21 protein-coding genes are annotated in these 23,651 nt (G+C 70.1%); 7 read left to right on the top strand and 14 right to left on the bottom strand.

Going from position 1 to position 23,651, the window contains the following annotated elements; all coding sequences use genetic code 11:
* Positions 1 to 50: 50 nt before the first annotated feature.
* From infB to rimP, 4 genes are all read right to left on the bottom strand, one after another.
* Positions 51 to 3,176, bottom strand: coding sequence for a translation initiation factor IF-2 (gene infB / locus ACWEIJ_RS12885; protein ID WP_449837311.1), 3,126 nt, complete (start codon positions 3,174 to 3,176; stop codon positions 51 to 53).
* Positions 3,177 to 3,263: 87 nt separating this feature from the next.
* Positions 3,264 to 3,503, bottom strand: a complete 240-nt coding sequence (locus tag ACWEIJ_RS12880; RefSeq protein WP_449837349.1) for a YlxR family protein — start codon at positions 3,501 to 3,503, stop codon at positions 3,264 to 3,266.
* 126 nt (positions 3,504 to 3,629) lie between these two features.
* A complete protein-coding gene (gene nusA, locus ACWEIJ_RS12875; protein WP_382454375.1) occupies positions 3,630 to 4,643 on the bottom strand; it encodes a transcription termination factor NusA in 1,014 nt (337 codons plus the stop codon).
* Positions 4,640 to 5,164, bottom strand: coding sequence for a ribosome maturation factor RimP (gene rimP, locus ACWEIJ_RS12870; RefSeq protein WP_355435192.1), 525 nt, complete (start codon positions 5,162 to 5,164; stop codon positions 4,640 to 4,642). Before rimP ends, nusA begins: the two co-directional genes overlap by 4 nt.
* 129 nt (positions 5,165 to 5,293) lie before the next feature.
* On the opposite strand from rimP, the gene ACWEIJ_RS12865 reads away from it, so the two are divergent.
* Entirely contained in the window at positions 5,294 to 5,737 is a 444-nt protein-coding gene (locus tag ACWEIJ_RS12865) for a hypothetical protein (protein ID WP_449837310.1), read from the top strand.
* Positions 5,734 to 6,165 (top strand): ferritin-like domain-containing protein, encoded by a 432-nt coding sequence (locus ACWEIJ_RS12860; protein ID WP_449837309.1) that lies wholly within the window; start codon positions 5,734 to 5,736, stop codon positions 6,163 to 6,165. The genes ACWEIJ_RS12865 and ACWEIJ_RS12860 overlap by 4 nt, the downstream gene beginning before the upstream one ends.
* 95 nt (positions 6,166 to 6,260) lie before the next feature.
* Here ACWEIJ_RS12860 and ACWEIJ_RS12855 read toward each other — a convergent pair whose 3' ends face one another.
* From ACWEIJ_RS12855 to ACWEIJ_RS12840, 4 genes are read right to left on the bottom strand one after another with little or no spacing between them, the layout of a single operon-like run.
* Positions 6,261 to 6,989: a hypothetical protein gene (locus ACWEIJ_RS12855; RefSeq protein ID WP_449837308.1), complete on the bottom strand. Its 729-nt coding sequence runs from the start codon at positions 6,987 to 6,989 to the stop codon at positions 6,261 to 6,263.
* Positions 6,990 to 7,044: 55 nt separating this feature from the next.
* Positions 7,045 to 7,998, bottom strand: coding sequence for an aminotransferase class V-fold PLP-dependent enzyme (locus ACWEIJ_RS12850; protein WP_449837307.1), 954 nt, complete (start codon positions 7,996 to 7,998; stop codon positions 7,045 to 7,047).
* The gene (locus ACWEIJ_RS12845) at positions 7,991 to 8,455 is read right to left on the bottom strand and encodes a DUF4442 domain-containing protein (protein ID WP_449837306.1); all 465 of its coding nucleotides are present in this window, start codon (positions 8,453 to 8,455) and stop codon (positions 7,991 to 7,993) included. The genes ACWEIJ_RS12850 and ACWEIJ_RS12845 overlap by 8 nt, the downstream gene beginning before the upstream one ends.
* Before the next feature lie 11 nt (positions 8,456 to 8,466).
* On the bottom strand, positions 8,467 to 9,375 hold the full coding sequence (locus ACWEIJ_RS12840) for a glycosyltransferase (protein ID WP_449837305.1): 909 nt from the start codon (positions 9,373 to 9,375) through the stop codon (positions 8,467 to 8,469).
* Positions 9,376 to 9,397: 22 nt separating this feature from the next.
* Between ACWEIJ_RS12840 and ACWEIJ_RS12835 the strand changes: the two genes are divergently transcribed.
* Both ACWEIJ_RS12835 and ACWEIJ_RS12830 read left to right on the top strand, forming a co-directional pair.
* Entirely contained in the window at positions 9,398 to 9,955 is a 558-nt protein-coding gene (locus tag ACWEIJ_RS12835) for a sugar O-acetyltransferase (RefSeq protein ID WP_449837304.1), read from the top strand.
* Positions 9,956 to 9,959: 4 nt separating this feature from the next.
* Positions 9,960 to 10,367, top strand: a complete 408-nt coding sequence (locus tag ACWEIJ_RS12830) for a YjbQ family protein (RefSeq protein WP_449837303.1) — start codon at positions 9,960 to 9,962, stop codon at positions 10,365 to 10,367.
* Here the strand turns inward: ACWEIJ_RS12830 and ACWEIJ_RS12825 are convergent.
* Entirely contained in the window at positions 10,263 to 11,222 is a 960-nt protein-coding gene (locus tag ACWEIJ_RS12825; protein WP_449837302.1) for an ABC transporter permease, read from the bottom strand. The two genes, ACWEIJ_RS12830 and ACWEIJ_RS12825, sit on opposite strands and share 105 nt — an antisense overlap.
* A 118-nt stretch (positions 11,223 to 11,340) precedes the next feature.
* Between ACWEIJ_RS12825 and ACWEIJ_RS12820 the strand changes: the two genes are divergently transcribed.
* The gene (locus ACWEIJ_RS12820; protein ID WP_449837301.1) at positions 11,341 to 12,267 is read left to right on the top strand and encodes a hypothetical protein; all 927 of its coding nucleotides are present in this window, start codon (positions 11,341 to 11,343) and stop codon (positions 12,265 to 12,267) included.
* A gap of 179 nt (positions 12,268 to 12,446) precedes the next feature.
* On the opposite strand, the gene ACWEIJ_RS12815 is transcribed toward ACWEIJ_RS12820, so the two are convergent.
* Positions 12,447 to 15,410, bottom strand: a complete 2,964-nt coding sequence (locus tag ACWEIJ_RS12815; protein ID WP_449837300.1) for a BTAD domain-containing putative transcriptional regulator — start codon at positions 15,408 to 15,410, stop codon at positions 12,447 to 12,449.
* Between the two features lie 820 nt (positions 15,411 to 16,230).
* Between ACWEIJ_RS12815 and ACWEIJ_RS12810 the strand changes: the two genes are divergently transcribed.
* Together ACWEIJ_RS12810 and ACWEIJ_RS12805 are read left to right on the top strand one after the other, a co-directional pair.
* On the top strand, positions 16,231 to 16,533 hold the full coding sequence (locus tag ACWEIJ_RS12810; RefSeq protein WP_449837299.1) for a hypothetical protein: 303 nt from the start codon (positions 16,231 to 16,233) through the stop codon (positions 16,531 to 16,533).
* Between the two features lie 45 nt (positions 16,534 to 16,578).
* On the top strand, positions 16,579 to 19,125 hold the full coding sequence (locus ACWEIJ_RS12805) for a BTAD domain-containing putative transcriptional regulator (protein ID WP_449837298.1): 2,547 nt from the start codon (positions 16,579 to 16,581) through the stop codon (positions 19,123 to 19,125).
* A 52-nt stretch (positions 19,126 to 19,177) separates the two neighbouring features.
* On the opposite strand, the gene ACWEIJ_RS12800 is transcribed toward ACWEIJ_RS12805, so the two are convergent.
* The 4 genes from ACWEIJ_RS12800 to ACWEIJ_RS12785 form a co-directional block, all read right to left on the bottom strand.
* Positions 19,178 to 20,716 (bottom strand): DEAD/DEAH box helicase, encoded by a 1,539-nt coding sequence (locus tag ACWEIJ_RS12800; protein WP_449837297.1) that lies wholly within the window; start codon positions 20,714 to 20,716, stop codon positions 19,178 to 19,180.
* Between the two features lie 235 nt (positions 20,717 to 20,951).
* Entirely contained in the window at positions 20,952 to 21,920 is a 969-nt protein-coding gene (locus ACWEIJ_RS12795; RefSeq protein ID WP_449837296.1) for a serine protein kinase RIO, read from the bottom strand.
* A 203-nt stretch (positions 21,921 to 22,123) separates the two neighbouring features.
* On the bottom strand, positions 22,124 to 22,852 hold the full coding sequence (gene yaaA, locus ACWEIJ_RS12790) for a peroxide stress protein YaaA (protein ID WP_449837295.1): 729 nt from the start codon (positions 22,850 to 22,852) through the stop codon (positions 22,124 to 22,126).
* A 25-nt stretch (positions 22,853 to 22,877) separates the two neighbouring features.
* On the bottom strand, positions 22,878 to 23,633 hold the full coding sequence (locus tag ACWEIJ_RS12785) for an SAM-dependent methyltransferase (protein WP_449837294.1): 756 nt from the start codon (positions 23,631 to 23,633) through the stop codon (positions 22,878 to 22,880).
* Positions 23,634 to 23,651: the final 18 nt, after the last annotated feature.

The raw sequence follows: 23,651 nt of genomic DNA, 5'->3' as shown, positions 1-23,651 counted from the left end.
ACGTGTGTCCGCGCTTTCCGCGAACACACGTCCCCCGAGCGAGCCCCCGATCAGGCGCGCGGCTTCTCGCGCATCTCGTAGGTCTCGATGACGTCTTCCAGCTTCAGGTCGCTGTAGTTGCCGAGCGTGAGACCACACTCGAAACCTTCGCGGACCTCGGTGGCGTCGTCCTTGAACCGCTTGAGCGAGCTGATCGGGAGGTTCTCCGCGATCACCTTGCCGTCACGGAGGAGGCGCGCCCTGGCGTTGCGACGGATCTCGCCCGACAGGACCATGCAACCCGCGATCGTGCCGACCTTGGAGGACTTGAAGACGTCGCGGATCTCGGCGCGGCCGAGCTGGACCTCTTCGTACTCCGGCTTGAGGAGACCCTTGAGGGCCGCCTCGATCTCGTCGATCGCCTGGTAGATGACCGTGTAGTAGCGAACGTCGATGCCCTCGCGGTTCGCGAGCTCGGTCGCCTTGCCCTCGGCCCGGACGTTGAAGCCCAGGACGATGGCGGAGGAGGCCACGGCGAGGTTGATGTCGCCTTCGGTGATGCCACCGACACCGCGGTGGACCACGCGCAGCTCGACGTCGTCGCCGACCTCGATCTTCATGAGCGCGTCCTCGAGGGCCTCGACGGTACCCGAGTTGTCACCCTTGATGATCAAGGTGAGCTGGCTGGTTTCCTTGAGCGCCGCGTCCAGGTCCTCGAGGCTGACGCGCTTGCGCTTGGCGGCGTTCTGCGCGTTGCGAGTGCGGGCCTGGCGACGCTCGGCGATCTGCCGTGCGACGCGGTCCTCCTCGACGACGAGGAACGTGTCGCCGGCGCGCGGCACCGACGTCAGACCGATGACCTGCACCGGACGCGACGGCAGAGCGTCGTGGACGTCCTCGCCGTGCTCGTCCACCATGCGGCGGACGCGGCCGTAGGCGTCGCCCGCGACGATCGAGTCGCCGACGCGGAGCGTGCCTCGCTGGACCAGCACCGTGGCGACCGGACCGCGACCGCGGTCGAGGTGCGCCTCGATCGCGACACCCTGGGCCTCCATGTCCGGGTTGGCCCGGAGGTCCAGCGACGCGTCGGCGGTCAACAGGATGGCCTCCAGGAGGCCGTCGATGTTGATGCCCTGCTTCGCGGAGATGTCGACGAACATCGTGTCGCCGCCGTACTCCTCGGCGACCAGGCCGTACTCGGTCAGCTGCTGGCGGATCTTGGAGGGGTTCGCACCCTCCTTGTCGATCTTGTTGACCGCGACCACGATCGGCGCCTCGGCGGCCTGCGCGTGGTTGATCGCCTCGACCGTCTGCGGCATCACGCCGTCGTCGGCGGCGACGACGATGACCGCGATGTCGGTCGAGTTCGCACCACGGGCACGCATGGCGGTGAACGCCTCGTGACCCGGGGTGTCGATGAAGGTGATCAGACGCGGGTTGCCCTCGAGCTCCGTGCGGACCTGGTAGGCACCGATGTGCTGGGTGATGCCACCGGCCTCGCCCTCGTGCACCTTCGCCTTGCGGATGGTGTCGAGCAGGCGGGTCTTACCGTGGTCGACGTGACCCATGACGGTCACGACCGGCGGACGGATCTGCAGGTCGTCCTCGTCACCGGCGTCCTCGCCGTAGGTGATGTCGAACGTCTCGAGCAGCTCGCGGTCCTCCTCCTCGGGGGACACGACCTGCACGACGTAGTTCATCTCGGAGCCGAGCAGCTCCAGGATCTCGTCGGACACCGACTGGGTCGCCGTGACCATCTCGCCCAGGTGGAACAGCACCTGCACGAGCGACGCCGGGTTGGCGTTGATCTTGTCGGCGAAGTCGGTCAGCGAGGCACCGCGCGGCAGGCGGATCGTCTCGCCCTGCCCCTTGGGCAGGCGGACGCCACCGACCGAAGGCGCCTGCATGTTGTCCATGTACTCCTGGCGCTTCTGCCGCTTGGACTTGCGTCCGCGGCGCGCCGGACCACCCGGACGACCGAAGGCACCAGCGGTACCGCCGCGACCAGCGCCGCCGCCACCGCCACCGGGACGACCGCGGAAACCGCCGCCACCACCGGCCGGGGCGCCGCCACCGGCACCGCCACCACCGCCGGGACGGAAGCCACCGCCTCCGCCACCGCCGCCACCGGGACGGAAGCCGCCACCGCCGCCTCCGCCACCGCCGCCGCGGAAGCCACCGCCGCCGCCACCGCCGCCACCGCCGCGGAAGCCGCCACCGCCGCCGCCACCACCGGGACGACCGCCACCGCCACCGGGACGGCCACCGCCGCCACCAGGACCGGGACGGTTACCACCGGCGGGACGACCCGGCATCATGCCGGGGTTCGGCCGCGGGGGCATGTTGCCCGGGTTCGGGCGAGGACCGCCCTGACCGGGCGCGGACGGACGCGGGCCGCCCTGCGCGGCAGCCGGGCGCGGACCGCCCTGGCCGGGCGCGCCACCGGGACGCGGGCCGGCCGGACGCGGGTCGCCGGGCTTCGGGCCGGACGGACGGTCGCCGCCGGACTCCGGACGCGGGCCGGGACGAGGTCCAGGACGCGGGCCGGGAGCGTTGCCGCCGCCCACGCCGAACGGGTTGTTGCCCGGACGCGGGGCACGCGGGCCTGCGGGCTTGGGAGCCTGCGGGCGCGGCGGCACCACGGACGGGGTCGAGCCGGCGGACGCGGCCGGGGCCTGCGGCTGCGGTTGCTGCTGCGGGGCCGGGCGCGGACCGGGACGAGGGCCACCCGGCTTGGGGCCGGGAGCCGAGGGGGCAGCCTTGGGTGCGGACGGCGCCGGTGCGGCGGCGGCCGGAGCCTGGGGCTGCTGGACGGGCGCGGGCGGAGCCGGGGCCTGCGCGGCAGGAGCTGCCGGAGCGGGCTTCGGCGCCGGCGGGCGCGGAGCGGCCGGCTTCGGGCCGGGAACGGCCTTCGGCGCGGCGGGCTTGTTGTCGGTCGCGGCCGGCTTCTGCTCCGCCGGAGCGGCGGGCGCGGCGGCAGCGGGTGCCGGAGCCTTCGGCTTCGGAGCGGACGGCTTGGGGGCCGACGGCTTCGACTTGGCTTCGTAGGCGTCACGGAGCCGCCGGGCCACGGGGGCCTCGACGGTGGACGACGCGGACTTCACGTATTCGCCTTGTTCGGCGAGCTTGTTCAGAACTTCCTTGCTCGTAACACCGAGCTCTTTCGCGAGCTCGTGCACGCGGGCCTTGCCTGCCACTGCTCTCCTTGGTCGTGAGGCCGGCGGGCAAGTCCCATCGACCTCGTCTTAACGTCGCGCGTTCATGTCTTCAGCTTCACGGCTGACTCATGACGGGTCGACCTGCTTCCTTGTTTCCTGCGGACCGAGAGGCTGTCCCTCGATCGTTTTCCCGTGCTGCTCCAAGTGCTCGCGCAACAACGCGACGTCGAGTGCTCCCTGGACCCGGAGGGCCCGCGAGAACGCCCGTCGCCGCTCGGCGTTGCGCAGACATTCGAGATCGAAATGCAACCAAGCACCCCGACCAGGAAGCCGCCTGCGGACGTCCGGAACCACCGAACCGTCCACCGCGACCACACGCAGCAGCTCAGAGGGCAACGTCCGGGTGCGGCACCCAATGCACGTGCGAACAGGGCCGATGTGCTGGGTCACCGAACCCGGCGTTGAACCGTTGATAAGTCTATCCCCTGGAGCTCATTCGGCCGAACTGGATGTGACTGCTCCGGCAGCCGGCGACTCCGCGTCGCTGCGGATGTCGATGCGCCAGCCGGTCAGGCGGGCGGCCAGGCGGGCGTTCTGCCCCTCCTTGCCGATCGCCAGCGACAGCTGGAAGTCCGGCACCACGACACGGGCCGTCTTGGCCCGCTCGTCGAGCACCCGTACGGACACAACCTTCGCAGGTGACAATGCATTCCCGACGAAAGTTGCCGGGTCGTCCGAGTGGTCGATGATGTCGATCTTCTCGCCACCGAGCTCGTGCATCACGTTGCGCACACGGGCACCCATCGGGCCGATGCAGGCGCCCTTGGCGTTCACTCCGGCAACCGTTGATTTCACCGCGATCTTCGAACGGTGACCTGCCTCACGTGCCACCGCGGGGATCTCCACGGTGCCGTCCGCGATCTCCGGGACCTCGAGGGCGAACAGCCGCCGGACGAGGTTCGGGTGCGTGCGCGAGAGGGCGATCTGCGGTCCGCGCGCGCCGCGGGACACGCTCACGACGTAGCACTTGATGCGCTCGCCGTGGTTGTACTGCTCGCCCGGCACCTGCTCGGCCGGCGGCAGCACGCCCTCGGTGTCGCCCACCTGGACGACGACCATGCCGCGGGCGTTCGCGCGGGCGTCGCGCTGCACGACCCCGGCGATGATCTCGCCCTCCTTGGCGGCGAACTCGCCGAACGTGCGCTCGTGCTCGGCGTCGCGCAGCCGCTGCAGGATGACCTGGCGCGCGGTGGTGGCGGCGATGCGGCCGAAGCCCTCGGGAGTGTCGTCCCACTCCTCCTGCACCACGCCGTCCGGCCCCAGCTCCTGCGCGAGCACGCGCACGACGCCGGTCTTGCGGTCGATCTCCACCCGCGAGTGCGAGTGATGCCCTTCGGTGTGCTTGTAGGCGGTCAGCAGTGCTGACTCGATCGCCTCCAGAACCGTCTCGAAGGGGATGTCCTTTTCACGTTCGATCGCCCTCAGGGCGGCGATGTCGACGTTCACCTCGGCTCCTCCTTCGGTGCTTTCCGAGTGAGCCGAGCCAGTTCCTCGACCGGCGGCTGCTTGAACTCGATCTCCATGACCGCGCGTTCGATGTGTCGGTACTCCACGCGCCGCAGCTCGCCCTGGTGCAGCAGCTCGACACCGGTCTCGTCGCACTCCCCGACCCGGCCGAACCACTCGACCTGCTCGGGCTGCTTGACCTTCACGAGACGCAGGTGCGCGCGCTTCCAGTGGCGCGGGCGGGTGAGCGGGCGGTCGACACCCGGTGAGGTGACCTCGAGGGTGTACGGCCCGTTGATCAGGTGGTCGTGCGCGTCGAGCGCGGCGGAGACCACCCGGCTCGCCTCGGCGACCTCGTCGAGCCCGATGCCGTCCTCGCCGTCCACCACGACCTTGACCAGACGGCGGCGCCCAGCCTGATTCACGTCGAGTGCGTCGAGGTCGAAGCCGATCGCTTCGAGTGCTTCCCGCACAACGGGTGCTAGCTGCGCGGCAAGCTCTCCGCGCGGCGGGCTGGACACGTGGTGTCTCCTTGTCGTTCGAACGCATGAAAACCCCGGCCGACGGTGTTTCGGCGGCCGTGGACGCCCAGACTATCTCCTTTGCCCGGCTCCCACCGCGCCGCAGGGCTGCTGGCAAGATGGGTTCGCGTGATCTCCGAATCGGTCAGCCGCCGTCGCGTGCTGCTCGCGGTGGCCGCCGCACCGCTCGCCGTTGCGTGCACCACAGAACCTCCCGCACCCCCGCCGCCGGACCCGTTGTCGGCGCTCGCGGCACAGGCACGGGCGGACGCCGCGCTGGCGCGGACGCTGACGGGCGTGCCGGCGGCCGCGGAGATCTCCAAGGCCCGCGACATGCACGCCCGGCTGCTGCAGGCCGAGGTCGACCGCGAACGCCCGCCGCTGTCCTCGACGGCACCGCCCGTGCCCACCGCCCCGCCCACGCCGCCGGACCCGCTGGCGGCGCTGCGGACCGCGCTGGACTCCGCCGTGCGCGACGCGTCGGCCGTCGTGCCCAAGCTGCCCACCTACCGCGCCGGCCTCGTCGGTTCGGTGGCCGCGGGCTGCGCGTCGTTGCGGGAGGTGCTGTCGTGAGCGACGTGGACGCCGTGCAGACCGCGCTCGGCACCGAGCACGCGGCGTTGTGGACCTACGAGCTGGTGTCGGCGTTCCTGGGCAACCAGGCCGCCGCCGTCGCGGAGGGTGCCAACGCGCACCGGGCGCGCCGGGACGCGACCGAGCGGTGGCTGCGGGACCGCCAGGCGACGCCGAACCCGCCCGCCGCCGCCTACCTGCCACCGGCCCCTGTCTCCGACGGGCCTTCCGCGCTCGCCGCGCTCGTCGCCGTCGAGCAGGACACCTGTGCCGCGTGGCGCGGGGTGCTGGAGCGGACCGACGACGCGGCCCTGCGGACCTCGGCGCTGGAGGCGCTCACGACGGCCGCCGTGCGCGCGACCAGGTGGCGCAGGACCGCCGGCACGACCCCGGCGTCGATCACGATGCCAGGCGTCGCCTCCGGCTGACCCCCTCACGCCACGCGGGGACCCCGCGTACTCCAGGAGAGTACGAAAGCTCCCCGCGTACTCAACGGGAGAGTACGAAAGCTCCCCGCGTGCCCTTAGCCGCCGAAGGAGGACGCGAGCCGGATCGCGTCCGCGGAGACCTTCTTCATCTCCTTGTTGTGCGCCAGCGCGTCGGCGCTCTTGACCGGCGAGTCGGACTCGACGATCACGACCTGCTGGTCGCGCTGCTCCGACGCGTACCCGCCGTTGGCCAGCGTGGTCAGCGGCGGCACGCTGATGGCCTTGTCCAGGACGAGGTCCTTGACGTTGCCGGTGCCGTCCTTCTGGGTGAGCTCGCGCAACGCCTTGGCCTCGTCCGCCGTCCGCATCTTCACGACGGACACCGACGAGTACACGGTCCGGCCGTCCGGCAGCTTGGCCGTGTAGAAGGCTCTGGTGAGCTGCAGGCACGGGGTCGTCTTGAAGAACGTCGACGTCTGCCCGGAGGCGTGGGCTGCGCAGTCGCTGTCCTTCACCGGTTCCGGCAGCTGCGGCACGGTGGTGAACTCGAACTCGCCCGCCGTCTTCTGCGGTTGCGCGACCGGCTGGTCGACCGGATCCGACGGCTGCAACACCCACCACACGAATCCCGAGACCACCGCGACGCCGACGAGTGCCAGCGCCTTGCCCACCCAGGTCGACCTGCGCTGGGGCGGAGGCGGCTGATGAGGCAGCTGCCCCTGGCGGTTGTCCATGATCGACTGGAGCTTCATCAGCTCGTCGGCCGGGTAGAGCGGCGCGGTGTCGGTCGGCCTCGGTGGGAAGCGAGGCAGGTTCTGGGTCACCTCTTCAGGTGACTGGCGTGGTTCCGACACAAGGACCCACGGTAACGGACGGCGGTCAGGTGAGCGCCTTGAGCACCCGATCGATGTCCTCGACCGTGTTGTAGAGGTGACCCGAAAACCGGGTCCTACCAGCGCGGACCGACGAGACGACACCGGGGACGGGCGGCACGCCCGCTGAGACGATCGCGGAGCCGGTGGGCGGGAGGCCGAGCCCGGACAGGAGGTGATCCGCCAGGTTCACGTTGTGCGCGCGTACGGCTTCCATGTCCAACGTGGCGACCCACGGCAGCGCCACCGCCGCACCGACGTGTGCGAACCACGCCGGTGAGAGGTCGAACCGCCGTGCCTCCGAATGGAGCACGAGCTCCGTGCCGTAGTTCTCCCCCGTGCTGTACCAGTTCGCCGCCAACGGCTTGATGAAGTCCATCCGGTCCGGCCGCACCGCCATCCAGGCCGCGCCGCGCGGTGCCATCAGCCACTTGTACGCGGCACCGACGACGAAATCGGCCCACGCCAACGACAGCGGCAGCCACCCGGCGGCCTGCGACACGTCGAGCAGCACCGGTTTGCCCGACGCCCGCAGGGCTTCGAGGTCCGCGATCGCGCCGTCCGCCGACTGCACCACGCTCACCGCGACGAGATCGCATTCGTCCACTGTGGACACGAGCCGGTGCCCGGCCGCGACGAAAGGCAGCGAGACGCTCGTGAACTCACCGTCGAGCACGCAGATCCTCGACCCGGCCGGCAACGCCTGGGCGACCAGCGACACGAACTGCGAGACGGTCGCACCGCACGCGACCGAAGACGCAGGCACGCCGACGATCCGGCCCCATGCCGCCCGTGAGGTCTCGACGGCCTCGTTGAAGCTCGACGACACGTCTTGCCCGCGCCGCCACCGTTCGCAGGCCGCCGCCACCGCGTCCGCGACGTGCCGCGGCGGTACGCCGATGGACGCCGTGTTCAGGTAGCCCGGCTCGACGTCGAAGACCGCCCCGAAGGCCTCACGCATGCGCGAGCTGCTTGCCGCGCTTGCGCCGCGCGTAGACCTGCTTGCGCACCCGAGCGATCACGCCGCCATCCTGGCCGACGACGTCCGTGTCGAACCAGATCAGCGCCTTCTCCCCCGCGCTCGTCTGCGCCAGCACCTGCTCGACGTGCTCGTCGGTCAGCCGGAACTCCGCGTACACCGTGCCGCGGCCGGGCGCGACGAACTCGATCTCGCCCGCCTGGTCCCACACCACGTGCTCGCCGGCGAGCTGGTGGAACAGCAGCAGCACCCAGAACGGGTCGGTCATCGCGAACAGCGAGCCGCCGAAGTGGGTGCCGAAGAAGTTGCGGTTCCACGGGCGCAGGCGCATGCGCACCCGCGCGTACCGGTAGTCCGGCGAGATCTCCTCCACGCGAATGCCGGCGAACAGGAACGGCGGCCACAGGTTCATCCCGAAGCGCAGGCGGCTGGCCTTCATAAAAAACAGTGTTACACAACGTGCGCCAGACTGTCCGCAACTTCCTCGGGCGACGGCATGTGACGTATCTCCTCAGCCAGCTGACCTGCGGCTTTCCGGTGCGGTCCGTCCACAAGCAACAGTCGTGCGCTCTCCGCGATCGCCTCGGCACTCACCGCGTCCGGCCGCACCGCCGCCCCGGCCGCCACGAGCGCCTCCGCGTTGCCCAACTGGTCCGCACCCTGCGGGAGCACGACCTGCGGGACGCCCGACGCCAGCGCGGCGAGCATCGTGCCGCTGCCGCCGTGGTGCACGACGACGTCCGCCTGCTTGATCACCTCGGCCTGCGGCAGCCACCGTCCGGGCGAGGCCACCACGACCTGCGCGTCGAGCCGCTCCAGCCCGGCGACCGCGGTCGCGAGCAGTTCCTCGTTGCCGAACACCGTGCCGAACGTGACGTAGATCAGCTTCTCGTGCGTGCGCGGCGGCACCTCGCCGGGCGTCGCGTGCGGCACCGGCCTGAGCAGCATCCGTTCGTCGCGGAAGTCCTTGCGCTGCAACGAGGGCGGGCAGATGTCGAGGTGCCTGCCGCCGTCCGGCCGAGCGAGCCCGGCGCCTTCGTCGAACATCCGCCCGAACCCGTGCCACAGCACGGGGAACGCGCGGCGACGGGCTTCGGAGAAGACCTCCGGCACGGACCACCCGCTGATCACCAGGTCGGGCAGGACCCGTTCCAGTTCGGGCGCGATGTCCTCCGCGTAGATCTCACCGAACACCAGACCTGGCCGGAACGGCCGCAGACCCAGCCTGGTCAGTTCGGGGTGCATCTCGTCGCCGACCGCGAAGTGGACCTCGTGCCCGGCACCGCGCAGTGCGAGTGCCAACGGGATCAACGGGTAGGTGTGCCCAACGGTCGCCATGCTGGCGAAAAGCACGCGCATGCCGTGACGATACTGGGACCTCATGGGAACCAACCGCGAGAAGATGATCAAGGGCGAGCCCTACCTGGCGCTGGACCCCGAACTGGACGCGGACCGCCGGCGCGCCTGGCGCGAGATGGCTCGGTTCAACGCCCACGACCCGGAAGACCTCGACGGCCAATACGCCATCCTCAAAGGCTTTCTCGCGGAGATCGGTCCGAACACGACACTGCTGCCACGGCTGCAGATCGAGTACGGCTACAACACGCGCATCGGCGCGAACAGCTTCATGAACTACGACGGCATCATCCTCGACTGCGGCCCGGTGACCATCGGCGACAACGTGATGATGGGTCCGCGCGTGCAGCTGCTGACGGCGTTGCACCCGATCGAGGACCACGAGGCGCGGATCGCCGGCTGGGAGACCACCGCGCCGATCGTCATCGGGGACAGGGTGTGGTTCGGCGGCGGCGTCATCGTGTGCCCCGGCGTGACCATCGGCGACAACACGGTGGTCGGCGCAGGCAGTGTCGTCACGCGTGATTTGCCTGATCACGTGCTCGCGGTCGGCAACCCGGCCAGGGTGGTTCGTAAGATCTGAGGTCATGCGCAGCGAGGAGATCCAGGTCCGCACCGGCTCCGACGAGGTCGTGCGGGACCTCACGCGGGAGTGCGAGCGGTTCCTCGACGGTGAGAACGGCGACGGCCTGCTGCACGTCTGGGTGCCGCACGCGACCGCCGGCGTCGCCATCATCGAGACGGGCGCGGGCAGCGACGACGACCTGCTGACCGCGTTGGAGCGCATCCTGCCCCGCGACGTGAAGTGGCGGCACCGGCACGGCACCCCCGGTCACGGTCGTGACCACGTGATGCCCGCGCTGGTGCCGCCGTACGCGACGATTCCGGTGCTAGGCGGTGTGCTGGCGCTCGGCACGTGGCAGTCCATCTGCCTCGTGGACACCAACGTCGACAACCCGGTCCGCACGGTCCGGCTGAGCTTCCTTGCCGGCTAGCAGCAGCACGAGCCCGGCGAGCGCGATCCCGCCGAACACCCACCACTCGGCGCCGATGGAGCCGCCGTACATGAGGCTGCGCAGACCTTCCGCCGAGAACCGGAACGGCGTCCACGACCACAGCACCGCCTTGTACGCGGGGTTGAGGAGCTCCGGCACCTGACCCGCCACCGCGGGTGCCATCAGGTACAGGACGCCGAGGACGCCCATCGCCCGGATGCCGAGGTGCTTGAACAACCCGGCCTGCAGCAACGCGAACGACATGGCGACCGCGAGCAGGAAGCCCAACATCGCCGCGTTGAACGTGACGCCCCACCAGGCCAGCAACCCGGTCACGGAACCGACGACCAGCACGGCCGTGGTGACCGCCGACAACGCCCGCAGCCGACGGCCCTTCAGCACCACGAACAACAGCCCGGCGATCATCCCGCCGACCCACAGCAGCGCGGACGCGGCGAGCGGCGCCGTGCGTTCGGCCGCGGAGGCGACCTGGCCCTCGACCTTGACCGGAAGCCCGGCACCCTGCGCCACACCGGTCAGCACCTGCTGCGCGACCTGGGTGCCGGACGGGTTGACCGCCGGGTTGAGCCGGATCGTCGCCTGTCCGGGTGAAATCTCCAGGACCCCGTAGACCTCTTTGTCCGCCAACAGGGTCCGGGCTTCTCCCGCTTCGACGACCTTGAGGTCGACTTCGGGCGAGTCGGCGGCGCTGACCCGCTCGGCGATCGGCGGCGGTGCCACCACGGCGAGCGGAACGTCGTGCGGGTGCACGGTGGCCTGCACGCCGAAAGTCAGCAGTCCCAGCAGAAACGCCACCACCGCACCTGCGACGGCGGTGACCAGCGCGGTGCGCATCACGAGCCTCCAAGTTCATCAAGCGTTGAATTTAGCGAGCACGCTACGCCTCGCACCACCCGGAAGTCAACGCTTGATGAATTAACTCCCGTCAGACCCACCAGGTACCGTTCACCGCGTGACTTACCCAGGTGGCGGCGGACAGGGCGGCTGGAACGACCAGCAGCAGGGCTGGGGCCAGCAGCAGGGTGACTACTCGAGCGGCGGCTACCAGGTCGGCGGCTATCCGCAGACGGGCGGTTTCCCCCAGCAGGGTTACGGCCAGTACGGCGGTCTCGGCGTCTACGGCGGGTTCGACAACGAGCCGCCGAAGAACAAGAAGACGCTCTGGCTCGTCCTCGGCGCCGTCGTGCTGGTGCTGCTCGCCGGCGGCGGCCTCACCTGGTTCCTGCTGTCGCGCAACACGAGCGACCCGAACGCGCAGCCCACCCCGTCCACGCCGACCAGCACCTCCGCGCAGCCCACCACCGGCGCGTGCAAGAACGAGGGCGTGCAGTGCGTCCAGACGTCCCTCGGATACAACTACGAGGTCCCGAAGAACTGGGAAGTCGTGCCCGAGGCGCAGATCCAGATCGACAAGTACCCCGGCATCGCGCTGACCGGCGTCTCCACGTACGGCGACTACGAGTGCGAGGGCAAGTCGTTCACCAAGGGCACCAACGGCGGCACGCTGCTGCCCAAGGGCGACCTGAACCAGACCGCCTCCGACTTCGCCAAGGCCGTGGCCACCCAGTTCTACTCGTCGAGCGGCGAACCGCAGGTGTCGCTGGCGCAGCCCAAGCCGGTGAAGATCCAGCACACCCAGAAGGACGGCCAGAAGGTCGTCGTCGAGGGCGTGGAGGTCGACGCCACGGCCACCCAGACGGCCAACAAGTGCCTGGCGAGCAAGGGCGTCGTCAAGGTGCTGGTGCTCAACGGCAGCAGCAAGCTGCACGTGCTCGTGGTGAACGGCGACCTGGAGGGTGGTGGAGGCGGCACGAACCCGCCGCTGCCCAAGGACGCCGACCTGCAGAAGATGATCGACTCGCTGGTGCCGACGACCTAGTCGTCGCGGTCGTCAGCGCCGCCGTTCGAGAGAGCGGCGGCGGGCGGGTGCCGCTCCGACACCGGTCGCCGCTGTCGCTGTCGCACGCGTCGGCCACCGCGAGCGCGTCCCGGCCCAACCGCCGTCAGCACGCGCCGCACCAGCCACCGCGTCGCCGAACGTCCCCACACCAACGGCTGCTAGCGCGTGCCGCCGTTCGACGGGACGGCGGCGGGCAGAGGGTTCTCGGCGGTGATCTTCTCCAGCACGGCCAGCGCCTTGCTCTCCCACAGCGCGAGCCGCAGCTCCTGGAACGTCATCATCGCCTGCTCGACGATGGCGATCGCGTGGAACGTCTCACCCCGCTGCGACACGAGCTGCGCGAGGTCGAGCCGGATCCGTGCCGCGCCGACGCGGTCGAGGTTCTCCTCGCACAGCCGGATCGCGCGCCGCAGCAGCCGTCCCGCCTCGGCGAACATCCGCATCCGGCCGTGGATCAGGCCGAGCGAGTGCAGGGCGTAGCTCTCGCCGACGGTGTCGCCGGAGCGCTGCACCATGCCCAGCACCGACGTGATGAGCTGCTGCGCCTGCTCGTAGCGGCCCTGCACCAGCATCGCGCCGCCGAGCCGGTACAGCACCTGGGCCTCGACGCGCGGGCTGGAGATCTCCCGGCACATGCCGAGGGCGCCGCGCAGCTGGCCCACCGCCAGCTCGTGCTCGCCCCGGTCCAACGACAGCTGGGCGAGCTGGGACACCACGTAGGCCTGGCCCACGACGTCGCCGACGCGTTTGAAGCCGGCCAGCGACTGTTCGAAGATCCGGGTCGCGAGCTCCGGGCGGCCCTCGTTGTACTCCAGCAGGCCGAGGTTGCGGCGCACCAGGGCGAGGCCGTGGGTGTCGTCGAGCTCGGTGAAGAGTTCCAGCGCGGGTTCCAGCGCCGTTCTGGACGCCTCCATGCGGCGCTGGCTGTGGTGCAGGGATCCCAGTGAGCACAGCAGGGCCGCGGTGCCGCGTTTGTTGCCGGCCTTGCGCACCGCGTCCAGTGCGCGTTCGTGGGTCTGCTGCCAGTCGTCGAGATAGCTGCGGGTCTCGAACAACGTCACGAGCGTCATCGCGAGGTCCCAGCACAGCTCGTCCAGGCCCGCGTCGGCCGCCTGCAGGACGGCCGCGCAGATGTTCGGGCGCTCGCTTTCCAGCCACCCCAACGGGTCCTGCAGCACCTGGTCGAGGTACGAGGCGTGCGGCTGCCACCGTTGGCCGTTGCCGTGCAGGACGGTGAAGTCGCCGCCGTACAGCCGCTGGTGCGCTTGTTCGGCCATCGCGAGCCAGCCGCCGGCGACGCGTTCCACGGCGGCGTACTGGGTGGCCGGGGACTCGTGCGCGGCGAGCTGTTCCTTGGCGAACAAGCGGATCAGGTCGTGGAAGCGGTAGCGGGGCAGGCCCGTCACGTCGCTGCCGACCACGTCGAGCAGCTGCGCGTCGACGAGGCGTTCCAGGAGGTCGAAGCCGCGGTTGCGGTCGTCGTCGGTGAGCGCGGACGCCGTCCACACCGGCAGGCTTTCCGCTTCCAGCAACGACATCAGCCGCATCACCCGGCACGTGTCGGGTTCCAGGCCGTCGTAGGTCAGCGAGAGGCTCGCGCGCACGACCATGTCGCCGTGCACCAACTCGTCGAGGCGGTGACGTTCGTCGGCGAGACGTCCGACCATCGAGGCCAACGTCCAATGCGGGCGGGCGGCCAGCCGGGCGCCGATGATGCGCAACGCCAGGGGCAGACCTCCGACGACATCCACCAACGCAGACGCCGCAACGGGTTCGCTCTCCAGGCGTTGCGTGCCGATGATGCGGCCCAGCAGTTCGAGCGCGTCGTCGGAGTCCATGAAGTCGACGTCGACCAAATGAGATCCGGCGAGACCGGTCAGCCGGGTCCGGCTCGTGACGACCACCCCGCACGTCGGCGAGCCCGGAAGCAGCTGGTGCACCTGCGACTCGCTGGCCGCGTCGTCGAGAACGACCAGCACACGGCGGTTGGCGAGCATGCTGCGGTACATGTCCGCGCGCTCGTCCACACCATCGGGCAGTGTGGAGCCCACCGCGCCCAAAGCGGACAGAAATCGGCCGAGCACCTCGGCGGGGGTGGCGGGTTGCGCCTGGGTGCCGCGCAGGTCGCAGTAGAGCTGGCCGTCCGGGTAGGTCTCGACCGCCACGCGGTGCGCGACGTGGATCGCGAGAGCGCTCTTACCGATGCCCGCCTTGCCCGAGATGTTGACCACGGGCATGGTCAGGTGGTCGCCGGACAGCACGGTCTCGGCGCGGGCCACCACGTCCTGGCGCCCGATGAAGTCCGCGATGGTGGCCGGAAGCTGGTGCGGTGACACGACGTTCTGGACGGTGACCGGGACCGTCTTCTCCTGGTCGAGGCGCAGCACCTCGTCGTCGGTCAGGATCGCGGTCTCGAGCTTGCGCAGCTGGTCGCTCGGTTCGAGACCGAGGTGTTCGATGAAGAGGTCGCGGCCCGCGCGATAGACGTCCAAGGCCTCGGACTGACGGCCCGAGCGGTAGAGCGCGAGCATCAGCTGACCGCGCGGCCGTTCCCGCAACGGGTGTTCGGTCACCATGCTCTGCAATTCGCCGATGAGAGCGTGGTGCCTGCCCAGCAACAACTCGATGTCGACGCAGTTCTCCAGCACCGACAGGCGTTTCTCGTCCAGCCGCAGTGCTTTGTTCTGCAACGTGGCCGCGGCGCCGCCGAGTGCGGGTCCGCGCCACAACGCCAAAGCCTGCCGCAGCACCGCGGACGCCTCTTCCATGCGTCCCTGCCGGACGGCGGCGTCGGAGTCGGCCACGCGGCGTTCGAAGAGGAAGGTGTCGATCCGGTCGCCGGCGACGCGCAGCAGGTAGCCGGGCTGGCGGGTCTCGATCTGGGCGTCGACGCCGACCCTCGCGAACTCCCGCCGGAGCGCGGACACGCAGATCTGGATCTGCGCCCGTGCGGTCGACGGCGGGGTGTGCTCCCAGACGAGGTCGATCAGCTGGTCCATGCTGACCACGCGGTTGGCTTCGAGCAGCAAAGCGCCCAGGATCGTCTGCTGACGTCCTGGTGGTACCTGAACCTGCTCCTCGGCGCCGATGACCTCGATCGGACCGAGCAGCTTGAAAATCAACTTCTCATCAGGGGCGGAGCTCATGTCGGACGACCCCTCGCGCCTTTATCTCTCGCAAAGCCCCAACACCTCACGCTCCAGACGATTTCCGCTACGGATTTCCCGTGACGGAATTGCATTTACGATGGGGCGTACTCGCGTTCGTGCAATCCGGCCGAAGTCGCGGAAAAAGGCACTCCCAGGCGTCACCTCAAGATCGGGTCACAATATGAAAATTTTTCACTTCCCGCTGCTGACCTCCCGTTCACGGAGACTGCAGGACGGTCACTCAGATGCGCGATGATCTCCAAAGTTAGCTCCGCCAGGTAAAACTGTCAAGATCCTTCTTGTGTATCGGCGCACGATCCACCATAATGCGCCCGATCTCAATAGGCATCTCATTTGGAGATGCTCGGATCAGGAACAGCGGGGCAGATCAAGCAGTACGTGTGCCTGAGAATTAACAGGTGGTCGGTAGCGGCGTCACGACGATCGTACGTCATGGCGCCAAGCAGCCTGAACGCCTCATCGGCACTACTCCGAGCGGCACAAGCCGTTCGTTCGGATCGCTAACCGCACCCAACCATTGCGGTACACCGCACCTAATTTCGGGGATAAGCCACCACCCTGCGTAGTAACAGCTGTTTGTTGACCGGTGGATCAACTGCCGAAGCGTCTCATTTGGCCACTTCAGGGCCACCATCACGGCCGATTGATACGCGGTGGGTGCGCGATAGAGCGGCGATGGGCGGCGCTCCTAACTTCGTTCTCAGACGCCACTCGAACGTGGCTGAAGCAGCACTCAAGCCGAGGTCCGACCAGCAAGCATGAGGAGGCCGACATGATCCGCAAGACGACCGCTGCCGCTCTGGTTCTCTCCGCCGTCCCCACGGCCCTGGCTCTCTTCCTCTTCTCCGGCACCGCGCAGGCCGACACGCCCTGGGGCAAGCACGTCGGGGACGACACCCCGTGGGGCAAGGTCATCGCCGCCGACGACACCCCCTGGGGCAAGGCCATCGCCGCCGATGACACCCCGTGGGGTCACGCGACCGACGACGACACCCCGTGGGGCCGTTCCATCACGCTCCCGGCGGTCCCGAACCACAACGACACCCCGTGGGACGACGACACCCCCTGGGGCTGATCTCTCCCCCTCCGTCCGGATCACCGTCTAATGGAGGCCAGAACCATGCGATTTCACCTGCTGGGCTCACTGGAAGTCCTCGACGACGACCTGCCCGTGCCACTCGGCGGGGTCAAGCAGCGCGCGGCTCTGGGTTTCCTCCTGCTGCACGCCAACCGCGTGGTGGCGACCAGCAAGCTGCTCCAGGCGCTGTGGCCGCGGGACGTTCCGCCCACCGCCCGCAAGATGCTCCAGAACGCGGTCTCCGGACTGCGCGGCGTTCTCACGCCTCACGGCAGCAGCTCTGAGGGGTCTGCGCTGCTGCTGACCCACGCGCCGGGATATCTCCTGCGCGTGGACCCCGACTCCCTCGACCTGTCGCGCTTCCAGCAGCTCACCGAACAGGGCCGAGGCGAACTGTCCGCCGGCAACTTCTCCGCCGCCGCGAAGGTGCTCCGCAAGGCACTGGGGCTGTGGCGCGGACCGGTGCTCGCGGATCTTGCGGAGACCGGCATCAACTGGCCTGAGCTGACCGCCATCAAGGACTGGCGGCTGGCCACGCAGGAGGACTGCTTCGAGGCGGAGCTCGCCTGCGGAAGGCACTACGAGATCATCGGCGAGCTGGAGTCGTTGATCGAGGCCGAGCCGTATCGCGAACGGCTGGGCGGACAGCTGATGCTGGCGCTTTACCGGTGTGGACGACAGGTCGACGCGTTGAGCGTCTACCGCCGCACGAGGTCGGCGCTGGTGGAGGAGCTCGGTCTCGAACCGGGCCGTGAGCTGCAGGAACTGGAGCGCGCGATCCTCGACCACGCCCCCGCGCTGGACCTCCCGGCGTCGGTGCAACGCAGGCACCTGCTCGCCGTCGGCCACGCCTCCCCCGCTCTGCCCGTCCCGGCTCCGGCTCCCGTGGTGATCACACCCCCCGCGGTGGAACCGGCCGTTGTGGACGTGACGACCGTGGAGCGCAAGCTCGTCAGCGTCGTGATGGTGTCCGCCCAGCTCGGTCTCGCGGCCGGCGACGGCGACCCCGAGGACGTCGACGCGGTGCACCAGGAAGTCGCCGCCGCGGTCTCCTCAGAGGTTTCCCGGTTGGGCGGTGTCGTCGGCGGCAACGTCGGCTCCGTGTTCCTCGCTCTGTTCGGTGTGCCTCGCACGTCGGAGGACGACGCCGACCGCGCCGTGCGTTCGGCGTTGGCCATCCGCGACCGCCTGGCCGCGGTCGCGGACGCGCAGATCGGTGTCGCCACGGGCGAGGCCCTGGTCCGGCTGCCCGCGTCCGGCACGCCTTCCGCGTCCGGCGTGCTGCTCGACCGGTGCCGGCAGCTGATGGCGCTCGCCCCGCTGGGCGCTGTCCGCGCCTGCACCGCGACCCGTGCCGCGAGCTCCTCCGTGACGTGGGCCGACCCCTCCCCGGCCGGTGGCTGGCAGGCGGTCTCGTGCGTGCCCCCGCGCGGCGCGACCCGCCGAGTTCAGGCTCCGGTGCCGTTCGTCGAACGTGAGCGCGAACTCCTTGTGCTGCAAGGACTTCTCGACGAGGTTCGCACGCGCCGCCGCCCGCACTTCGTGACCGTGCTCGGCGAGGCAGGCGTGGGCAAGACTCGGCTCGTCAACGAGCTCACTTCTTCGTGCACCACCGCATTGCGTGGCACCGCAACGGCTTTCGGAGACGACTACGGCTACGGGCCGTTGTCCGACGTGGTGCGCGGGTTCGCCGCACCGGCGACGCTGCACGCCGCGGTCTCCTCGTTGGTCGGCGTCGGTGAGCTCGCGGACCGCCTCACGGCGAGCCTGACCGGCCTCGCGGAGCCGGCTCCGGACGTCCCGGCGGACTTCCCGGCGTGGCGCCGTTTTCTGGAGGAGATCGCCGAGTCCGAGCCACTCGTCGTCTTCCTGGAGGACCTGCACTGGGCGAACGACGTGGTGCTCGACTTCGTGGAGGAGCTGAGCGAGCACGCGGGTTCGGTGCCGCTGCTGGTGGTCGTCACCGCCCGGCCGGAACTGCTGCAGCGCCGCCCGTCGTGGTTCGGCGGCAAGCGCAACGCGACCACGATCAGCTTGGAACCGTTGTCCCACAACGGAACCCGGAGCCTGTTGAACTCGTTGCTCGATGTCGGCGAGCTCTCCGGCGCGCTGTGGCAGGCCCTGGTGTCCTGCGTCGGCGGCAACCCGTTGTTCGCCACCGAGTACGCCCGGATGGTGTCCGATCCGCGCACCCCGTGCCTGCAGAACGAAGGCGGGCTGCCGGTGCCGTCGTCGGTGCGCGGAGTGCTCACGGCTCAGCTCGACTCGCTGCCGTTCGAGGTGAAGGCCGTGCTGCAGGACGCCGCCGTCGTGGGTGATCTCGTGTCGCCCGGCGCGGTCGCCGCCACCGGTCTGCGCGACCCCGGCGAGGTCGCCAAGGCGCTGGAGTTGCTGGAGCAGCGGGACTTCCTGCGCCGTCAGGGCCGCAACAGCGAGACCGGCGAGATCGAGTACGGGTTCCGGCACCTGCTGGTGCGCGACGTCGTGGCCGACCAGCTGCCGCGTGCCGTGCGTGCGGCGAAACGGGAACGTGCCCTCGCGTGGTTCGAGGAACCGGCGCTGGACCTCACCGACCGCAGGGCCGGCTGAACACGGCGAAGGCCGCCTCTCCCGTGCGGAAGAGGCGGCCTTCGGCCTTGCTTCAGTGCTGGGGCGCTCGGCGCGGACGGCCCGTGCGCTCCGTGCGGCCGAACCCACGGCCGCCCTCGGAACGCTCAGAGCGACGCGGTCCACCGCGGAACTCGCCACCCTCCGAGCGACGGCCGGAGCCGCCGCGGTACTCGCCACGGCCACCGGCGGCGGGAGCGCCGAAACGACGTCCGCCACCACCGCCACTGCGACGGGCCGGCTTCTCGCGCTCGACGACCGGCTCACCGCTCGGGGTGCGGGCACCCGTGATGCGGATCAGGTCCTCGTCGCCGGGGCGCACCTTCGTGCTCTCCGGACGGATGCCTGCGCGAGCGGCCATGCCCTGGACGGCGCGGCGCTGGTCGTGCGTGACCAGCGTGACGACCGTGCCGGACTGGCCCGCGCGGGCCGTGCGGCCGGCGCGGTGCAGGTAGTCCTTCGGGTCGGCCGGCGGGTCGACGTGCACGACGAGCGAGACGTCGTCGACGTGGATGCCGCGGGCGGCCACGTCCGTCGCGATCAGGACCGGCGTGGTGCCCTCGCGGAACTCGCCGAGCACGCGGGTGCGGGCGCTCTGCGCCTTGCCGCCGTGCAGGGCGCCCGCGTGGACGCCGACGGAGCGGAGCTTCTTGGCCAGGCGGTCGACGTGGTGCTTGGTGCGCACGAACATGATCGTGCGGCCCTCGCGCGCGGCCACCTCGGTCACCACCGACTGCTTGTCCTCCGCGGACACGAACAGCAGGTGGTGCTCCATCGTCGTGACGCTCGCGGTCGGCGGGGCCACCGAGTGCGTCACCGGGTCGTGCAGGTACTGGCGGACCAGCTTGTCCACGTCGCCGTCGAGCGTCGCGGAGAACAGCAGGCGCTGGCCGTCCTGCGGGGTCAGGTCGAGGATCGCCCGGACCTGGGGCATGAAGCCCATGTCGGCCATCTGGTCGGCCTCGTCCAGCGCGGTGATCTCGACCTGGGACAGGTCGCAGGTCTCCTGGCGGATGTGGTCGGAGAGCCGGCCGGGCGTGGCGATCAGCAGGTCGACGCCGCGGCGCAGGTGGTCGATCTGGCGCGGGAACGACGTGCCGCCCACCACGACGCGGCACCACAGGCCCAGCGCGCGGGCGTGCGGCATGAGCGCCGTCTCGACCTGCATCGCGAGCTCGCGGGTCGGGACGAGGATGAGGCCACGCGGCTTGTGCGGCGTGGAACGGCCGCCCGCGAGGCGGGTCAGCATCGCGAGACCGAACGCCAGCGTCTTGCCGGAACCGGTCTGGCCGCGGCCGAGGATGTCACGGCCCGACATGGAGTCGGGCAGGGTCGCCGCCTGGATGGGGAACGGCTCGGTGATCTCGTTGGCGGCGAGCGAACGGATCAGCGCGTCGGAAAGGCCGATTTCGGCGAACGAGGGCAGCGGGCCTTCCGGCAGCGTGCTCTCGAAGTGCTCGGCGACGACCGGTTCCTCGACCCGCTGCTGCGGGCGCGAGGAGTTGCCCTGGCGGCCCGAGCGGCGCCGCGGTGACCTGCGGCTGTGTGCGCGCTCGGAACGACCTTCGGACATTGATGGCAAAACAAACCTCCGAGACATGGCACGTCTCAAGGCTGCCCCGCGCTTACCGCGGTGCCAGTTCACAAGGACGAGCCCGGCGTGGTGGTCACGCCGCTGAATGAGTGGGTGGACGCACCGGTCAACGGCGGTCAGGCCTTCATCGGTGCACAGCACAGTCTAGCTGATCATTGGTGGTGTGTTGCGCGCCCGGCAGTGTCGTTGGACACGGCCGGGCGCGCAACACCGGTCACGCCATACCCGCCACGTCCAGCAGCGTTGCCACCAGCGCGGACGGGTCGGCGATCTCCGGCGGGAGGCCGCGCGCGGCGAACCACCCGCTGATGTTGCGGACATCGCGGTCGAGGAACTCAACGCCGCGAGGGTTCGCGACGAGGTCGACCACCTGCGGCAGGTCGATCATGATCAGCCTGCCGTCGTGGACCATCAGGTTGAACGCGGACAGGTCGCCGTGCGTGACGCCCGCCTCCGCGAGCGTCATCAGCGTGTTGACCAGCTGACGCCACAGGTCGAGCAGCTCGTCCTCGTCCGGACGCGTCTGCGCGAGCCGCGGGGCCGCGTTGCCCTCGTCGTCACCGATGAACTCCAGCAGCAGCTCGGTGCCGCTGCGCTGCACCGGGTACGGCACGGGCGCGCCGATCTGCCACAGCCTGGCGAGCGCGGCGAACTCCGCGACCGCCCACTGCTCCGCGATCAGGTTGCGCCCGAACGCCGTGCGGTTCTGGACGGCCCGCGTCTCGCGGGACTTCCTCATCCGGCGGCCTTCCAGGTACCCCGCGTCGCGGTGGAACATCCGGTGGTCGTTGCTGCGGTAGCGCTTGGCGGCGAGCAGGCACGCCTTCTCGCCCACCGCGCGTTCCAGCAGGAAGACGTCCGCCTCCTTGCCGGTCTTCACGATGCCCAGCTCGCGGTCGACCGCGGCCAGCTCGGTGATGACCCAGCTCGGGTGCGGCTTCGGCCCCTGCTCGGCGTCGCCCCAGGTGGACCAGCGGTCGCCGTCCTCGGGGGTGTCCGCCGTGCTGAGCTGGTCCTCGCGCAGCCGAGCGACGCGCAGCTTCTCGGCTTCGGTCATGCGGCCGCGACGCGTCGGTTCCGCGTCGTCGGCGTTTCGGCTGGTGCGCTTTCCCTTGCGCCGCACGGTGTCGTCGGCGCCTTCGAAAGCGGATTCGTAACGTTCGTAAAGATCGTGCTCGCGCACGGTGGGGTCTCCCGGAAGGTGAGGGTGACCGCCCCACTGGACGCTCTGCGATCAAACGGTGCTGATCAGGCGCGAGGGGCGGAGGGACGGGTCCTGCGGCCACGTCCGAAGACAGGCTCTGACATGTCGCACCTCCTCGTTCCTCACGCCGCACTTCGGCTGCGGTGAAGCTTGCCGGGTCGCCCTTCCGGCGCGCAACCGAATTAATCCGTGATCAGGTCAGCGGTCTTCTCGCCGGTCGGCACGATCTTGAGACCGGCCTTCTGCGCGACCTTGACCAGGCCTTTCAGGTCACTCGGCTCGGTGCTGGTGGTGACGATGGCACGAGCGAGCAGGCCCTTGTGCGCCTTGTTGAAGTGGCTGACGACCTTGCCCTCGCTCGTGATCACCCGGACGACGACGGCGTGCGGGATCCGCGCGAGGCTCGAGTACGCGCCGGACCGCAGGTCGACGACGAACTCGTCGGCTTCGGCGAGCACGGGCTCCAGCGCCGGCTTCCACAGCGTGCGCAGGCTGCCGTGGGACGGGAGCGTGCTGCCGCCGGACAGCCGGTACGCGGGCACGGGATCACCGCCGCGAACCACCCCGAACAGCGCCGACGCGACCGCGAGCCGCTGGTAGGCGCGTTGTTTCTCGGCCTTCTTCAGGCTCGGGAAGTCCAGGTTGTCGTAGAGGACACCGGTGTAGCGCAGCAGCGCGGGCGTCGTCCCGGACGTGCGCAGCGTCGCGTTGCGCTCGACCTCGTCGGCCTGGCGTTCGGAGAGGTCGAGCGCCTTGAGGCTCGCCGGCACGTCCTTCGCGAGGTCGGCCAGCGCGGACACCAGCTTGTCGCGCACGGGGTTGAGCTCCGGGAACGACAGCGCGTCGAGGTCGAGCGGCGCACCCTCGCCGCCGATCGCCTTGGTCTCCGACGGGGGAAGCAGCACCAGCACGACGTGAAGGGTAGCGACCCGTCCGCTACGGGGCCTGCAACGTCAGGTAGGCGAGCCCGAGCGTGCCGCGCCAGCCGCGCAGGCGGTAGGTGCGCTGCGCGTCGGCCTTCGCCCGGACCTCGCCGGCGTGCTCCGAGTCCGGGTTGTCGCGCAGCCAGCGCTCCTGGGCGAGGCCGTGCCCGTTCTCGAACACGTCCCACTCGTCCAGGCTCGCCTGCTCCACCGCGAGCAGCCGGTAGCCGTGCTCGTGCGCCAGGTCCACCAGGTCGGCGACCGTGCCGTACCGGTCACGCGGGATCGGCATCGCGGCGAGCTGCTCGTCCGTCGGCTCGCGTTCCCAGAAACCCTCGCCCAGCAACAACTTCCCGTGCGGGCTCAGCAGCTCCCTGACCGCGGCGAGCGCGTTCGCCGTGTGCTGCAACGGTTCTCCGCCCCACGCCTGGGTGGCACCGTTGACGATCACGACGTCCGCCGGCTGCTCGGGTCGCCACTCCCGCACATCGGCAGCGTGCAGGCCGACCCGTGCCGCGAGTCCTCGCGACGCCGCGTTGGCCCGGGCGTGCGCGATGGCCGTCGCGTCCAGGTCGACACCGGTGCCGGTGGCGGTGGGCGCGACTTCGAGCGTGCGGAGCAGGAACTCCGCCCACCCGCACCCGACGTCGAGCACGTGCTTGCCGTCGAGCGGCTGCAACCCGCGGATCAGCCGAGCGGCCCGTTCGTCGGACAGCGGTCCGTGGAACGCGAGGTCCTCGTGCAGCGGCGCTATCTCAGGTGTGGTCATCGCACGCAGGATGGCGTC

It is taken from the genome of Lentzea sp. NPDC004789 (assembly GCF_053601075.1).
Note: the sequence above shows the minus strand (reverse complement) of the source record. Positions and strands in the feature narration are given on the sequence as shown.

Bases quoted from the DNA above. Each gene is read 5' to 3' on its own strand.
- ACWEIJ_RS12850 (WP_449837307.1), bottom strand. From the start codon at position 7,998: ATGCGTGAGGCCTTCGGGGCGGTCTTCGACGTCGAGCCGGGCTACCTG.
- ACWEIJ_RS12845 (WP_449837306.1), bottom strand. From the start codon at position 8,455: ATGAAGGCCAGCCGCCTGCGCTTCGGGATGAACCTGTGGCCGCCGTTC.
- ACWEIJ_RS12840 (WP_449837305.1), bottom strand. From the start codon at position 9,375: ATGCGCGTGCTTTTCGCCAGCATGGCGACCGTTGGGCACACCTACCCG.
- ACWEIJ_RS12835 (WP_449837304.1), top strand. From the start codon at position 9,398: ATGGGAACCAACCGCGAGAAGATGATCAAGGGCGAGCCCTACCTGGCG.
- ACWEIJ_RS12830 (WP_449837303.1), top strand. From the start codon at position 9,960: ATGCGCAGCGAGGAGATCCAGGTCCGCACCGGCTCCGACGAGGTCGTG.
- ACWEIJ_RS12825 (WP_449837302.1), bottom strand. From the start codon at position 11,222: ATGCGCACCGCGCTGGTCACCGCCGTCGCAGGTGCGGTGGTGGCGTTT.
- ACWEIJ_RS12810 (WP_449837299.1), top strand. From the start codon at position 16,231: ATGATCCGCAAGACGACCGCTGCCGCTCTGGTTCTCTCCGCCGTCCCC.
- ACWEIJ_RS12805 (WP_449837298.1), top strand. From the start codon at position 16,579: ATGCGATTTCACCTGCTGGGCTCACTGGAAGTCCTCGACGACGACCTG.
- ACWEIJ_RS12800 (WP_449837297.1), bottom strand. From the start codon at position 20,716: ATGTCCGAAGGTCGTTCCGAGCGCGCACACAGCCGCAGGTCACCGCGG.
- ACWEIJ_RS12785 (WP_449837294.1), bottom strand. From the start codon at position 23,633: ATGACCACACCTGAGATAGCGCCGCTGCACGAGGACCTCGCGTTCCAC.